Below are 14,550 nucleotides of genomic sequence, written 5' to 3'. Positions count from 1 at the left end.
TCTTCAGGGTAGGTCGCCGGGAGCTCAGGTAAACGCCCTGCTGCGCGACAAGTTCTGACAGGTTCTCACCAGGATTGCGCGGCAGCTCTCCGTAGTGCTCAGGCCCTCGATCGTCTCCGGTCAGGGCGTACGCGGGGTCGCCGGGACGGCCGGCGGCGAGTAGTCGGCGGAGGCGGAGGGCGACGCCGCGCCGCCCTGTTCCAGCCCGGTCGACGCCCCCGGTGGCGGGACCTGGTCCCGGTTGTCCGAGGAGGCGCCGCGATAGACCGCCGCGAAGGCCAGCGCGACCATGCCGATGCCCATCACCAGGGCGAGGATCCAGGCGACCGGACGATGCCAGCGGACCTGCTTGCCGTACGCGCCCGGGGCGCCGTAAGGGCCCTCGAGTATGTCCGTGTCGTCCAGATCGTCCAGCTCGGGATCATGGCCGAAACCGGCGCGGTCGCCGGGGCCGAACCCCTCCTCGTACCGCTCGCCGCGGCCGTGTGCCCGGCGCGCTTCGGCCTCGGAGGCCTCCGCTCTGGCCTGGGCGGCGGCCAGGAGGCGCTCGACGGCGGTCGGCTCGTGCACCACGGCCGCCCGTACGAAGGCCTCGTCGAAGACCACGGAGGCGAACTCTTCGTCCGACACCCCGCGGTCGTGGTCGTCGTCGGGCTCCCAGCCGTCAGGGAACGGCGTGCCCCCCACGTCCTCCGGCACGGGATCCAGAGTAGTCCTGGGGGGTCAATTTGGGCAGACGGTATGGAAATTCATCCGCCTTGTGAGACGCCTCGTGTACGGCATGGAGGCGGGGCGGGGGCGCGTGTCGGACGCATATGCCCTGGCCGTGCGCCATGCGCCGCCGGGTCCTCCGGCACGCCCCCCGCGGCTCGGAAAAATGCCGAGCGGCTCAGCGTCGTACGTGCCCGTCACCGGTGACGATGTACTTCGTGCTGGTCAGCTCCGGCAGCCCCATGGGGCCGCGGGCGTGCAGCTTCTGCGTGGAGATGCCGATCTCCGCGCCGAAGCCGAACTGGCCGCCGTCGGTGAAGCGGGTGGAGGCGTTCACCGCGACCGTCGTGGAGTCGACCAGTTGGGTGAAGCGGCGGGCGGCCTGCTGCGAGGTGGTGACGATGGCCTCGGTGTGGCCGGAGGTCCACAGCCGGATGTGCTCGACGGCCTTGTCCAGCGAGTCCACGACCGCGGCGGCGATGTCGTACGACAGGTACTCGGTCTCCCAGTCCTCGGCCGTGGCCTCGACGACGGTCGCCTTGGAGTCCTTGGCGTACGCCAGCACCCTCTCGTCGGCGTGCACGGTCACCCCTGCCTCCGCGAGGGCGTCCAGGGCGCGCGGCAGGAACTCGGGGGCGATGTCCTGGTGGATCAGGAGGGTCTCGGCGGCGTTGCAGACGCTGACGCGCTGGGCCTTGGAGTTGATCAGGATCTCGATGGCCATGTCGAGGTCGGCGTGGGCGTCGACGTAGACGTGGCAGTTGCCGGTGCCGGTCTCGATGACCGGGACGATCGACTCCGAGACGACGGTCTGGATCAGCGAGGCGCCGCCGCGCGGGATCAGCACGTCGACCAGGCCGCGGGCCCGCATCAGCTCGCGCACGCTCTCGCGGCTCTCGCCGGGCACCAGCTGCACGGCGTCGGCGGGCAGCCCGGCGCCGCCCACGGCGTCGCGGATCACCCGGACGAGGGCGGTGTTCGACTCGTACGCCGAGGCCGAGCCGCGCAGCAGCACCGCGTTGCCGGACTTCAGGCACAGGGCGGCGGCGTCCACGGTGACGTTCGGGCGGGCCTCGTAGATGATCCCGACGACGCCCAGCGGGACGCGGACCTGGCGCAGGTCGATGCCGTTGGGGAGCGTGGACCCGCGCACGACCTCGCCGACCGGGTCGGGCAGCGCGACGACGTCCCGCACGTCGGAGGCGATGGCCCGCACGCGCTCCGGCGTCAGCGTCAGCCGGTCGATGATCGACTCGCTGGTGCCGGCCTCGCGGGCCTTGGCGATGTCCTTGGCGTTGGCCTCGACGATCTCACTCGTACGGACCTCCAGGGCGTCCGCGATGGCCAGCAGCGCGTCGTCCTTCTCGGCCCGCGGCAGCGGGGCGAGGTCGGCGGCGGCGGCCTTGGCGCGGTAGGCGGCCCGGTTGACCGGGGACATGGAGTCGTACGGCGAAAGCGTGGTCATGAAAAGAAGGGTAGTGCGCCCGCGAGGTCGGTCCATCGGGTGTTCCGAACCGCGAGACAAGGCGCCCAGGTCGGCTCAATAGGGGTGGACACCGACCGGGGTCGCCGGCGGCGGTCCGTAGCCCTCGGCGATGCGCTGGTGGTACGTCTCGCGGTCGATGACCTCCAGGCCGACGATCTCCCAGGGCGGCAGCCCCGCGCTCTGCCGGTGCTCGCCCCACAGGCGCAGGGCTACGGCCGCCGCGTCGTGCAGGTCGCGGGCCTCTTCCCAGTACCGGATCTCGGCGTGATCGTTGGCATACCTGCTGGTCAGTAGAAAGGGGTGGTCGTGGGCGAGCTGCTCGAGGGCGCGCCGCACCTCCTTCAGCGGGGCCTCCTGGCCGGACACGCTGAGGGTGACGTGCCACAGACGGGGCAGGTCCTCGGGCTGCTCGTACCGGTCTCCGGCCGCGACGCTCGTCAAGGCGCGCTCCTCACCGGCCGCGCGGGACGCCGCCGCCCCGGGGCGCACTCGTCTCACGACGGCCTCCTTCACGCAAGGGTCGAGCAGTGTGGAATGTGTCCCTGAGACAAAGTTGAGCAGGCCGCAAGGGCTCGCGGGGCGGTTTTGCGGAACGTCCACCTCAGGGCGACGTCGATAGCAGGGCGTTCCCCCCGTTTTCGGCCCCCGTCCGCCGCCCCGGCCGCCGCTCAGGGATGCAGGATCACCAAGTCGTCCCGGTGCACGACCTCGCGCTCGTACTCCGCCCCCAGTTCCCGCGCCAGCTCCCGCGTCGAGCGCCCGAGCAGTTGCGGGATCTCCTTGGCGTCGAAGTTGACGAGCCCGCGTGCGACCGCGTGCCCCGTGCTGTCGCGCAGTTCGACCGGGTCGCCCGCGCTGAACTCGCCCTCGACGGCGGCGATCCCGGCCGGGAGCAGCGACTTGCGGCGTTCCACGACCGCCCGTACCGCACCGTCGTCCAGAGTGAGCGAGCCCCGCGGTGTGGACGCGTGCTGGAGCCACAGCAGCCGGTCCGCGGAGCGCTTGCCGGTGGCGTGGAAGTACGTGCCGGTGTCGCCGCCGGTCAGGGCCTCGGCCGCGTGGATCGCGCTGGTCAGCACCACGGGGATGCCGGCGGCGGCCGCGATCCGGGCCGCCTCGACCTTGGTGACCATGCCGCCGGTGCCGACGCCCGCCTTGCCCGCGCTGCCGATGTCGACCCCGGCGAGGTCGGACGGCCCCCGCACCTGAGCTATCCGCGACGTCCCCGGCCGGCTGGGGTCGCCGTCGTACACGCCGTCCACGTCGGACAGCAGCACCAGCAGGTCGGCGCGGACGAGGTGGGCGACCAGCGCGGCGAGCCGGTCGTTGTCGCCGAAGCGGATCTCGTCCGTGGCGACGGTGTCGTTCTCGTTGACGATCGGGAACGCGCCCATCGCGAGCAGTTTGTCGAGGGTGCGCGAGGCGTTGCGGTGGTGGGCCCGGCGGCTCATGTCGTCGCTGGTCAGCAGCACCTGGCCGACGCGGACGCCGTAGCGGGCGAAGGAGGCGGTGTAGCGGGCGACGAGGAGGCCCTGGCCGACGCTGGCGGCGGCCTGCTGGCGGGCCAGGTCCTTGGGGCGGCGGCGCAGGCCCAGCGGGGCGAGCCCGGCCGCGATGGCGCCGGAGGAGACCAGGACGACCTCCCGCTCCCCACCACTGCGGCTCTTGGCGAGGACGTCCACGAGCGCGTCGACGCGGTCGGCGTCCAGGCCGCCCGAAGCGGTCGTCAGCGACGAGGAGCCCACCTTGACGACGACCCTGCGGGCCTCGCGCACACCCTGCCTTGCCCCTGCCACCTGTGCTCTTCCCCCTCGCCCGAATGCCGGTCGGCTGCCTCTTGCCTGCCTCGAAATCTACGCGAAGCGGATGGCGCGGCGCGCACCGGTCCAGCCTCCGGACAGCCAGCGGACGACCACGGCGCGTCACTGCGGCCACTCAGGACACGTGCGTGTCGTCTGTAGGCAGCCGCGCGTTAACCCGGGCGCACGAACGTCCCGCGTCGACCTTGGAGTGACCGCAGTTGCCCACACCTCCGTCCCGCATCCCGGCCAGAGCCCTGGTCGCGGCTCTCCTGGTGGCAGCCTTCTGCGTCCAGGCCGTGGCCGCGCTGCGCCCGCACGTCCCGCTGCTGCTCGCCTCGACGGTCACGTCCCTGGCCGTCGAGGGCGTGCTGTACCGCTGGCACCGCGGCATGCTGTCGATGTTCGCCAAGTCCCACGCGGACATCACCGTGCGACATGTGCTGCGGGACCTGCTGCTGGTCGTGGCCCTGCTGCGGCTGGGCGAGCAGCAGCGGGAGACGCTGTACACACCGCTCATCGCCGGGCTGCTCGCCTTCTACGCGCTGCACTGCGCCATCCAGGCCCTGTCGGTGCTGGTCCGCCGCACCCGCACCCTGCCGGTGGTCACCCGCAACATCGACGCCTCCGCGCTGCGCCTGTCCCCCGCCCCGCCGGCCCTGCTGCGCCGCGCCGGCCACCGTCTGCCGGCCTTCGGCCTCCCGGCCACCTTGGGCCTGCTGACCACCGCGGCCATCGACGACCCGCGCTGCGCGGCGCTCGGCATCGCACTGTCCCTGGGGCTCGCCCTGCTGGGCCTGTACGACCTCCTTCTGCGGCTGCTGCCGAGCCGTCGACCGGCGAGTGAGCGGGAGGCACTGGCGTGGCTGGACGCCTGGCTGGCGGAGTACCGGCCGACGGTCGGCCTGTACTTCTCCGGCGGCGCGTCCTCGGCGTACCAGGCCAACATGTGGCTGGAGCCGCTGGCGAAGCTGGACGGCCGTCCGCTGATCGTGCTGCGCGAGCGGTTCATGGTGCAGAAGATCGCCCCGACCGACGTACCGATCCTGTGCCTGCCGAAGGTCTCGACGCTGATGCGTCTGGAGGACTCCTCGCTCCAGGTCCTCATCCACCCCTCGAACTCCGGCAAGACCTCCCAGGTGCTGCGCATCCCCACGCTCAAGCACACCTTCGTCAACCACGGGGAGAGCGACAAGCTGTCGTCCTGCAACCCGTACGCGAAGGCCTACGACGAGGTGTGGGTGGCCGGTCCGGCGGCGCGGGAGCGGTACGCGCTGGCCGAGGTCGGCGTCGAGGACAAGGACGTGGTGGAGATCGGCCGCCCGCAGCTGGATGACGTACAGCAGTACGAGGGCGCTCCGACGGGTGCCCGTACGACCGTCCTGTACGCGCCGACCTGGGAGGGCTGGGACGGCAACCCGGGCAACACCTCGGTGATCGAGGCCGGCGAGAACCTCGTACGGGCGCTGCTCGCCGATCCCGACGTACGGCTGCTGTACAAGCCGCATCCGCTGACGGGTTCGGTGGACCCGCGTGCCGGGGCGGCCGATCTGCGGATCCGTGAGCTGATCCGGGCGGCGAACCGGGAGCGGGCGGGTGAGCGGCCGCGCGACACGGGCGAACTCGCCCTGCGGACACGGGAGTTGGATCGGCTCACCACGACCGCGATGCGAGCCGGCGCCGATCAGGTCGAGCGGATGATGCTCCAGTCGGCGCCGGAGCCGGGGCGGGCGGCCGCGGTGGCGGCGGCCACGGCGGCCTGGGAGGAGGCGTACTGGGCGTCGCTGCCGCAGTGGGAGCACCAGGTCGTCACGGACGTCCGGCCCGCGCTGTACGCCTGCTTCGACCGGGCGGACCTGCTGATCAGCGATGTGTCGAGCGTGATCAGCGACTTCCTGGCGAGCGGGAAGCCGTACGCCGTGGCCAATACCAGCGGTCTCGCGGAGGACGTCTTCCGCAAGGCGTTCCCGACCGTGCGCGCGGCGACCGTGCTGACGCCGGACGGGGCCGGGGTGCCGGGCCTGCTGGAGACGGTACGGCACCCCGAGAAGGACGAACTGGCGAAGGCTCGGGCCGAGTTGAAGCGCGAGCTGCTGGGGCCGGACGAGCCGGTGTCACAGGTGCGCTTCAACGAGGCCGTGCGGGCGCTGTGCGCCAAGGCCCAGGAGCACCGGGCGCGGATGGCGGAGCGGCTGGCGGCGGAGATCGCCACCGAGATCCCGGACCAGCGCCGGTCGCCTACGCCGCCGCAGCCCGCCCACCCGGCGTAGGCCCGCCCGAGGACCTGAGCACCCGGCGCGCCTTGCGCGCCGCGCGCCGCAGGAACGAGTCCGCGCCGCCCTCGCGATACCCGTGGAAGGCGCGGGCCTCGCGCGGTTCGGCGAGGTACACGGAGTCGGGGATCCCCGCCGCCCGGTCCCGGAAGTGCGGGTAGACGAGGTAGACACGGTGGCCCCTCTTCTCCAGGAGGGCCGCCGCCTGCTTCTTGGCCTTGACGAACTCCACGACGGGGAGGAGGAGGTCGGGGCGCCGCTCGGCGACGAGGTGCAGGCGCAGGCGCTCGTGGACCTTGAGGCGGCGGGCGATGCCCGGGGTCCAGAAGGCGTCCATGAGGGGCCCCGCGAGTTCCAGCTTGTGCTGCCTGACCTTCTCGCTGTCCTTGGCGTACTGGGGCCCGAACTGCGGCAGCAGGGTGATGAGGAAGGGGCGGAGCATGAGCAGGTCGCGCCGGTCGCCCGCGGGTATGTGCTCTGCTATCAGGTTCATCAGGGCGCGCGCGGAGTCGAAGCGCAGGGTGTAGCCGCCGCTCTTGGTGACGTGCTTGCCGTCGTCGCGGCCCACCAGGTAGTAGCAGGTGTAGTCGGCGACCACGGAGACGCCGTCGGCCCGCAGATAGGCCTCCATGGTGAACAGCGCGTCCTCGCCGGTCCACAGGGACTCGTCGAAGCGCATGTTGTGCCGGGTCAGCAGGTCCCGGCGGAACAGCTTCTGCGCGCTCAGCGTGAACTTGATGTTGGAGGAGAAGACGTCGGTACGGTCCAGCGTCTTGCCCCACATCGACTTGGGCGCGGTGCGGTTGACGCCCTCGATGCGGCCGAGCACGACGTCCGTGCCGTTCTTGTCGGCCATCGCGACCATGCGTTCCAGGGCCTCGGGGCCCAGCCGGTCGTCGGCGTCGAGGAAGAAGACGTAACGCCCGGTCGCCTTGCCCAGGCCGACGTTGCGCGGACCGCTGGGGCCGCCGGAGTTCTCCTGGCGGATGACGGTGACCTGCATGGGCACGCGGGCCGCGAACTGCTCCAGGCACTCCCCCGTCCCGTCCGTCGAGCCGTCGTCCACCGCGACGACCTCGATGCGCTCCGGGTCGATGGTCTGTGCCTCGACGGATGCCAGGCACTCGACCAGGTACGGCATCGCTTCGTACGCCCCGATGATCACAGTCACATCAGGCTGCGCAACGGTCACGGTTTCTCCTCTTTAAGGGGATATCTCCCCTGTGCCGCCTAATTCGTTTACCTGCTAGACGGCCGAGTGTGGGAACCGGTTGCTCGATGAACAGGATTTCGTGAGGCAGCTCACATCGCGAGTTCACAGAAACGGCGCGGCCCCCGAGGAGGACTCCTCGGGGGCCGCGCCGTGCGTGCGGTCTGCGGGTCAGGCGGTCAGCTCGGCTCCGGTGGCCGCCGTCCGTGACTCCTGGCCGACGTTGCGCGCCTCGGCCTTGATGGCGAGGTTCGCCACGGCGGTGTTGAACTGCTCCATGGAGGTCGGCTCGTCCGGGCCCAGCAGGTAGCGCTTGAGGTCCTTGCGGTCCTCGGCCAGCGGGTCGCCGGACGGGTCCCGTACGGCGTCCAGCAGCCCGCCCAGCTCGGCCGCGCTGTTGGACAGGATCGTCGCCGCGCGCACCGCCGTGTTCTGCCGCTTGAACTCCTCCACGCCCAGCTCGGCGGAGTCCGTGACGGCGTACGGCTTGCCGCTGGCGATGAAGTCGGAGACCACGCTGGAGATGTCCGAGACCATCGCGTCGGAGACGTTGAAGCAGTCGTACAGCCGCGGCTCGGCGCCGGTGATGACGCGGTGCTCCCAGACCGGGAAGGATCGCCAGTACGCGTCGTTCCACTCGGTCCGCAACCGGGCGACCTCCTCGTGCCGCGCGATGTCCACCAGCCCGTCGCGGGTGGCCTCGGCCTCGTCGCCCTTGCCGTTGCCACCGCCGTTGCCGGACAGCTCGGCCAGGCGGGCCTCGATGCGGGTCAGCTCGGCCCCGGCGGCGGCCTGCGCGGCGGTGTCGGCCGTGAAGCGCGAGTCGCCGGCCCGCTCGGCGGCGGCCTTCTCGACCAGCGCGGTGATCCGGCGGTGCGCGGCGCCGGCCTCCCTGCTGACGGTGCCGGTGAAGGGGTGCGGCTTGTACAGGACGCGGACCGGCGGATCGGCCTTGACCAGCTTGGCCACGATGTTCTCACCGGCGAGCACGATCGAGGTGTTGCCGGGGTTGTTGTCCCAGCCCTCCCAGGTGGGGGCGTACAGGACGGTCGGGATCCGTCCCTCGGGGACACCGTTCCAGCCCTGGATCGGCGCCAGTTGCGGGCGGCCGACCTCGACGATGTCTTCGTCGCGGACGCCGACGTCCGCGATGGCGTAGCGGTCGCGGCCGGCGCGGCCAGCGGTCCACACCTCGTCGTAGACCTTGCTGTACGGGTTGACGCTGGCCAGCTTGTCGCTGTCGCCGTGGCCGATGAAGACGTGCTTCATGGTGGGCACGCGCAGCAGGTGGATGTTCTTGCCGACGTTCGCCGCGTACAGCGCGACGCGCACGTTGGTCAGGTCCAGGTTCATCAGGTGCACGCCGCCGGGCACGCAGATGACGGGGACCGTGGTGGGCGCCAGGTTGTTGAGGATGGCGCGCTCACGCAGGATGATCAGCGGCTTGGAGTCCAGCTGCTCCATGGTCTCCAGCCACATGTTGACCTGGTAGGCGGAGTCCTTGGAGCCGGAGAAGTACAGCACCGTCTCGGGCCCGTACTCGGCCAGCCAGTCGTCGACGGCGGCCAGGACCTTGTCGGCGTTCGGCGGGGTCTTCGCGCCGCGCACGTACGGCATCAGCGCCAGCACGTACGCGCAGCCCAGGCCCACGGTGATGCCGATGCCGACGAAGCCGACGGCGGCCGACTCCAGGGCGGCGGAGACGAGGATGCCGACGACGGCCACGAGGTCGAGGTGCAGCATCTTCTCGGCCGAGCGGTGCAGCAGCCGGCGCGACGGGGCGTCCGGGATGCGGATCCGGGAGGCGAGGTCGATGTTGCGGGTGGCGACCGGCAAACGGCGGCGGTTGCGGATCAGGGTGACCAGCGCGCCGTGCGGGGCCTGGAGGCCGTAGAAGGCGATGAAGCAGGCGATCGCGCCGTAGTAGATCAGGTTGTCCGCGAGGCTGAGCCGGGCCAGCAGCAGGATCAGCAGCAGCTGCCGGATCAGGAACCGGATCGACAGACCGGCACGCACCTTGCTCAGACGGTTGACCAGATAACTGCCCTTGCGGTGCAGATAGTGGTCCGCCAGGTACGTCACGGCGGCCGCGGCCGCGAAGGCGGGAATGCTCGGGACGAGCGCGGCCAGCATGAGTGCCGGGAAACCCAGCATCATGAGGGCCGCCGCGGCCAGCTCGGCCGCGCTGCCCACCCGGGCGACGCGAATAGCGGTGGATATCACGGAGAACCTGCTCAGGAGGAGGGGCCGGTCTGAGGGGGGGAAGGACTCAGGCCCCTGTGAATTCTTCGTGAAAGAAGAAACGCAGAGGCCTGAATTCCATAAGCATATTAAATCTTGATTATGCCATGCCGTCCTGGCGGTCGAGGACACTTGCCAGTGCCTGCTCGAAGCCGGAGGCCTGGCCGGCGGCCGCGGTCGGGTCCTGCTGGCGGACGTCGATGACATGGCCGGTCAGCTCGGACAGCAGCACGTCCAGGGACGTACGGGCGACGGCCTCGGAGGAGAGCAGGCTGCCCGCGGGCTCCTGGCCGAAGGCCTTGGTGCGCATCGGGGTGGCGGTGCGCTCGGGGTTGATGCAGTTGACGCGGATGCCGTCGCCGGCCCACTCGTCGGACAGGGCCTGGGTGAGGTTCACCATGGCGGCCTTGGTCGAGGAGTAGAGGCTGTACTCGGCGCGGCCGCGGGTGTAGCTGCTGGAGGTGTACAGCAGCAGTTGGCCCTTGGTCTCGGACAGGTACTTGTACGAGGAGCGCGCGATCTGCACCGGGGCCAGGTAGTTGACCTTCAGCGCCTCCTCGATGGTGGCGTTGTCGGTCTCGGCGAGCTTGCCGATGCGCAGCACGCCGGCGGTGTTGACGACGTAGTCGATGCGCCCGGTCTCGGCGTAGGCCTTGGACAGCGCGTCGTCGACCTCCTCCGGGTTCTCCACGTGGGTGCCGGTGGTGGAGCGGCCGAGCGCGTACACCGTGGCGCCGTAGGACTCGGCGAGTTCGGCGATGTCCTTGCCGATGCCGTACGAACCGCCGAAGACGACGAAGGTCCTGCCGGTCAGCAACTGGCGGTAGGCCTCCTCGCTCACCTGCTCGGGAGCGGTGGTGGAGGCGAGCTGGAACAGCTTGTCGGCGATGAAGACATCGACGGGCTGGGTGACCTTCATGTTGTACTCGTCACCCGCGACGACGTGGATCGGCACGTCCGGCAGGTACTTGAGCACGACGGAGCAGTCGTCCGTGGCCTGGAAGTTGGGGTCACCGGCCGCGACCTCGTAGGCCCGCTTGATCGTGGACAGCTTGAACGCCTGCGGGGTCTGGCCGCGGCGCAGCCGGGAGCGGTCCGGGATCTCGGTGATGAACTCGCCGTCCTCACCGTGCGTGCGCGTGACGATGATGGTGTCCGCGGACGGGATGGCGACGTCGACGGCCTGGTAACGCTCAAGGGCCACCACGCAGTCGTCGATCACGCGCCGTGACAGCAGCGGACGTACCGCGTCGTGGAACAGGACGTTGAGGTCCTCGCCCTCGGCCAGGCCCTCGCCGAGCGCGGAGATGGCGCGCTCGGTGGTCTCGTTCCGCGTCGAGCCGCCCTCGATGATCTTCTTGACCTTCGTGAACCCGGCCTTGGCGACGATCTTCTCGACGTCCGGCACATAGCCGGGCGCCATCAGCACGATGACGTCGTCGATCGAGTCGGCCTTCTCGAAGGTGGTCAGGGTGTGCTCGATGACTGCCTTGCCGGCGATCTTCAGCAGCTGCTTGGGGATCGACAGACCCACGCGCTGACCGGTGCCACCGGCCAGGATCACTGCGGTGGTACGGGGCTTGGCTATGTGCTGGGACACAGGTGACCTACCTTGTGGCGACTGGGAACTTGGAAATGGTCCCACTTGTGGTTACCGCAGTGCAAGGTGAGCGTCCCCGGCCGCATATGTGCGCGCAACCTGTCATTCACCTTGTACGCATGGTCAATACCGAGAGACACTCCGGGGGTTCCGGGCAATTGCTGTGAGTAACCGCACAGGGTCAGCGAAGCCTCAGCCGCTTGAGGCAGCGATGCCCGAGCACCCGCACGAGTTCCCCGGACGACGTCTGATGCACCGTGCGCGACTTGGCGGCCGCGGTGTGCCGTACCGGTGCGGCGGCCGCCGCCGCGAGGGCGCCGTACAGTGCCTGAGCGGCGACTTCCGGAGCGAGGCGCGGGTCCACGTCGGTACGGGTCGCGGGCTTCGGCACGGCCGGCAGAAGGCTCCGGTCGCCCGACAGAAGGCGCAGGTCGCCGATGACCCGCACCCCCATCGCCCCGATACGCTCCGCCATCTCCGCGCCGATCCCGTCGGCGGCCTCGACGGCCCATTGCGGAGTGCCGATCTTCACGTCACCGGGACCGGGAGTGCACGCATTCTTCATATGCATCACGGCGCCGTTGCGGACTAGCTGTGAATAGAGCTCTGCCGGCAGTTCATTGGCACGGAATTCCTTATTAAGATTCCGCAGCATTTCGGTCTCGGCGAGAGTGAGCGAGCGATTCGCGGCATCCGGAACGGGACGCAACAGCCCTTCGGGCAGCCCGAGCAGCGTCTCGAAGGTGCGCGTCAGCCCCTCCCGGTCCCGGTCGTCGACCACGACGACGGTGACCCGCTCCGTGCCGACCACCCGGGCCCAGCGCTCGATGAGCCGGTCGTGCCGGTGCCGGCGCCAGAAGCTGGGGTTGGGCTGCTCGTACGGCGCCTTCCTGAGCATGTGCCGCAGCCAGTCCTCGTAGCCCATGCGCAGGCCGTTCTGCACGTACTGCTGCCACTGCGAGGGCATGATCCGCGCGAGCGGGCGCAGCGTGACCAGGACGTGCACGCGCTCGCCCCCGAGCTGCTCGACGACCCGTTCGACGGTCGCGTCGTCGGTGGCGTCGGCGAAGAACTCGCTGCTGAGCACCGACGTGCGCCGGCCCGTGGCGCGCACCTGCTGCAGCAGCCGTTCCCAGTGCTGCTCGGTGGGCCGGGTGTCGCCCATCATGCCGGTGCGGGCGCAGCCGGCGAGGACCGCCTCCATGGGGTGCCGGGTGGTGGCCGGCCACTCGACGCCGTGCCGGGCCATGGCGTCCCTGGCCTCGAACAGGGCGCCCTGGATCGAGGTGGTGCCGGTCTTGTGCGGCCCGATGTGCAGCAGGCGGGTTCCGGCGGGCAGCGCGGCGATCGCACCGCCGTCGGCCGGTGGTTCATCTCTCTTGCAGTCCGTCTCCATGGTCAGGAGAGGGTAAGAGGGGTTCTTGAGAACGTGCTGAGAGACGCCTGGGACGAGGATGAGTCCCAGGCGCTCTCATCAGGAGCGACGGAAGTCACACGACCTCGACGCCCGGTCGGCCCGCCGCCACCCGCAGCCGTGCCAGCGTGCTGGGCGTCGCCGTCTGCTGCCGGACCGTGTCCACGATCCGCACCTGTGCGTGGATGCCGTCACGGCGGACGTCGAACAGGTGGTAGCCGCGGTGGGCGTCGAGCAGCTTCCAGTGCGGGTTGTCCGGCACGCGCGGGTCCCACTCCTTGTGGAAGGCGGCCTGGTCCTGGTCACCGTTGCTGGAGATGGACGTCCCCACGAACTCGGCGCCCACGACGGCGGAGTCCGGGTCGGCGTAGTCCTCCTTGAGGTCGCTGATCATCGTCAGATGGCGGTCGCCGGTGAACACGACCGGGTTGCGGACCTGCTTCAACTCCGCCATCAGGGCGTTGCGTTCGGCCTGGTAGCCGTCCCAGGCGTCGTAGAACCAGAGCTTGCCCGGGCCGACCTGGAGGTCGGTCTCGGCCATCATGATCTGCGAGCCGATCATGTTCCAGCGGGCCGGCGAGTGACGCAGCCCGTCGATCAGCCACTTCTTCTGCTCGGCGCCCAGCATCGTGAGCGACGGGTCCTGGGCCGCCTCCTGGCTCTTGACCTGGTCGCTGCGGTACTGCCGGGTGTCCAGCACACTGAGCCGGGCCAGCCGGCCGAACTCCAGGCGGCGGTACATCTGGATGTGCGGGCCGTTCGGGATGGCGCTCGCCCGGACCGGCATGTGCTCGTAGAACGCCTGGTAGCCGGCGGTCAGCCGGGCCACGAACGCGTCGTGCGGCTGCTTGTCCGGGTCCTGCGGGATCTCGCCGGCGAAGTCGTTGTCGATCTCGTGGTCGTCGAAGGTGACCACGAAGGGCGCGTTCGCGTGCATCGCCGCGAGGTCCGGGTCGGTGCGGTACTGGGCGTACCGGTTGCGGTACTGCACCAGGCTGTACGGCTCACCCGTGCCCTCGTGCCGGCGCACTCCGGTCGCCGACGGCGTGGACTCGTAGATGTAGTCACCGACGAACAGCACGACGTCGGGGTCCTGGTCCAGCATGTCGGCGTACGGCGTGAAGTAGCCGTGCTGCCAGTTCTGGCAGGAGGCCAGCGCCATGCGCAGCCGGCCGCCGGAGCTCGCCGGGTGCGGCGCGGTGCGGGTGCGGCCGGTCGGCGAGATCTGGCCGCCGGTGCGGAAGCGGTACCAGTACGTACGACCGGGGCGCAGCCGCCGTACGTCGACGTGCACGCTGTGCCCCAACTCGGGCCGGGCCTGGGCGACCCCGCGGCGCACCGGTTTGCGGAACCGCTCGTCCTCGGCGATCTCCCACTCGACGGAGACGACGGCGTCGGGCATCCCGCCGCCGTTCAGCGGGTCCGGCGCGAGCCGCGTCCACAGCACGATGCCGTCGGGCAGCGGGTCGCCGGAGGCCACGCCGAGGCTGAACACGCCGTCGGGCAGCGGGGTTTCGGCCGCCCGGGCCGCGGTCGGCAGCCACAGCTGGGCGGAGGCCGCGGCGCCCAGGACGGCGGCTCCGGCGGTCAGAAAGCGACGTCGGTCGGGGGACACTGACCCGTTCTCTCCGGTCATCGGGCGAACTCCCATGCCTCGCTGGCCACTTGGACACTTCGGATGCTCACTCTTCAGGGCGCACCGCCCGTTGAACGGCATACTTCGCGTGCATGACAAACAGGGAGACAACAGAAGACCCGCCGCAGGGGCACAGGAACATGCCCTTACCGCGACGGGTCTGCCGATGGATCAGTGAGG

General features: G+C 70.4%; 10 protein-coding genes. 1 reads left to right on the top strand and 9 read right to left on the bottom strand.

The window, feature by feature from the left end; all coding sequences use genetic code 11:
- Positions 1-120: 120 nt before the first annotated feature.
- From IM697_RS08275 to proB, 4 genes are all read right to left on the bottom strand, one after another.
- Entirely contained in the window at positions 121-699 is a 579-nt protein-coding gene (locus IM697_RS08275) for an SCO2584 family spore wall biosynthesis protein (RefSeq protein ID WP_194046107.1), read from the bottom strand.
- A 190-nt stretch (positions 700-889) separates the two neighbouring features.
- Complete coding sequence (locus IM697_RS08270; RefSeq protein WP_194046105.1) at positions 890-2,176, bottom strand: glutamate-5-semialdehyde dehydrogenase; 1,287 nt, start codon at positions 2,174-2,176, stop codon at positions 890-892.
- A 75-nt stretch (positions 2,177-2,251) separates the two neighbouring features.
- Positions 2,252-2,695, bottom strand: coding sequence for a hypothetical protein (locus tag IM697_RS08265; RefSeq protein WP_194046103.1), 444 nt, complete (start codon positions 2,693-2,695; stop codon positions 2,252-2,254).
- 170 nt (positions 2,696-2,865) lie between these two features.
- Complete coding sequence (proB, locus tag IM697_RS08260) at positions 2,866-3,972, bottom strand: glutamate 5-kinase (RefSeq protein ID WP_194049636.1); 1,107 nt, start codon at positions 3,970-3,972, stop codon at positions 2,866-2,868.
- Positions 3,973-4,217: 245 nt separating this feature from the next.
- On the opposite strand from proB, the gene IM697_RS08255 reads away from it, so the two are divergent.
- On the top strand, positions 4,218-6,266 hold the full coding sequence (locus IM697_RS08255) for a hypothetical protein (RefSeq protein ID WP_194046101.1): 2,049 nt from the start codon (positions 4,218-4,220) through the stop codon (positions 6,264-6,266).
- Here the strand turns inward: IM697_RS08255 and IM697_RS08250 are convergent.
- The 5 genes from IM697_RS08250 to IM697_RS08230 form a co-directional block, all read right to left on the bottom strand.
- On the bottom strand, positions 6,235-7,461 hold the full coding sequence (locus tag IM697_RS08250; protein WP_194046099.1) for a glycosyltransferase family 2 protein: 1,227 nt from the start codon (positions 7,459-7,461) through the stop codon (positions 6,235-6,237). The two genes, IM697_RS08255 and IM697_RS08250, sit on opposite strands and share 32 nt — an antisense overlap.
- A 189-nt stretch (positions 7,462-7,650) precedes the next feature.
- Positions 7,651-9,672: a hypothetical protein gene (locus IM697_RS08245; protein ID WP_194049635.1), complete on the bottom strand. Its 2,022-nt coding sequence runs from the start codon at positions 9,670-9,672 to the stop codon at positions 7,651-7,653.
- 148 nt (positions 9,673-9,820) lie between these two features.
- Positions 9,821-11,320 (bottom strand): bifunctional cytidylyltransferase/SDR family oxidoreductase, encoded by a 1,500-nt coding sequence (locus tag IM697_RS08240; RefSeq protein WP_194046097.1) that lies wholly within the window; start codon positions 11,318-11,320, stop codon positions 9,821-9,823.
- A gap of 181 nt (positions 11,321-11,501) precedes the next feature.
- Positions 11,502-12,716 carry a hypothetical protein gene (locus tag IM697_RS08235; RefSeq protein ID WP_194046095.1) on the bottom strand — a complete coding sequence of 405 codons (1,215 nt, stop codon included), beginning with the start codon at positions 12,714-12,716 and terminating at the stop codon, positions 11,502-11,504.
- A 94-nt stretch (positions 12,717-12,810) separates the two neighbouring features.
- A complete protein-coding gene (locus tag IM697_RS08230; protein ID WP_194046093.1) occupies positions 12,811-14,370 on the bottom strand; it encodes an alkaline phosphatase D family protein in 1,560 nt (519 codons plus the stop codon).
- Between the last annotated feature and the right edge of the window lie 180 nt (positions 14,371-14,550).

It is taken from the genome of Streptomyces ferrugineus, assembly GCF_015160855.1.
Taxonomy (GTDB): Bacteria; Actinomycetota; Actinomycetes; order Streptomycetales; family Streptomycetaceae; genus Streptomyces; species Streptomyces ferrugineus.
This window is presented reverse-complemented; position numbering and strand designations above follow the sequence as displayed.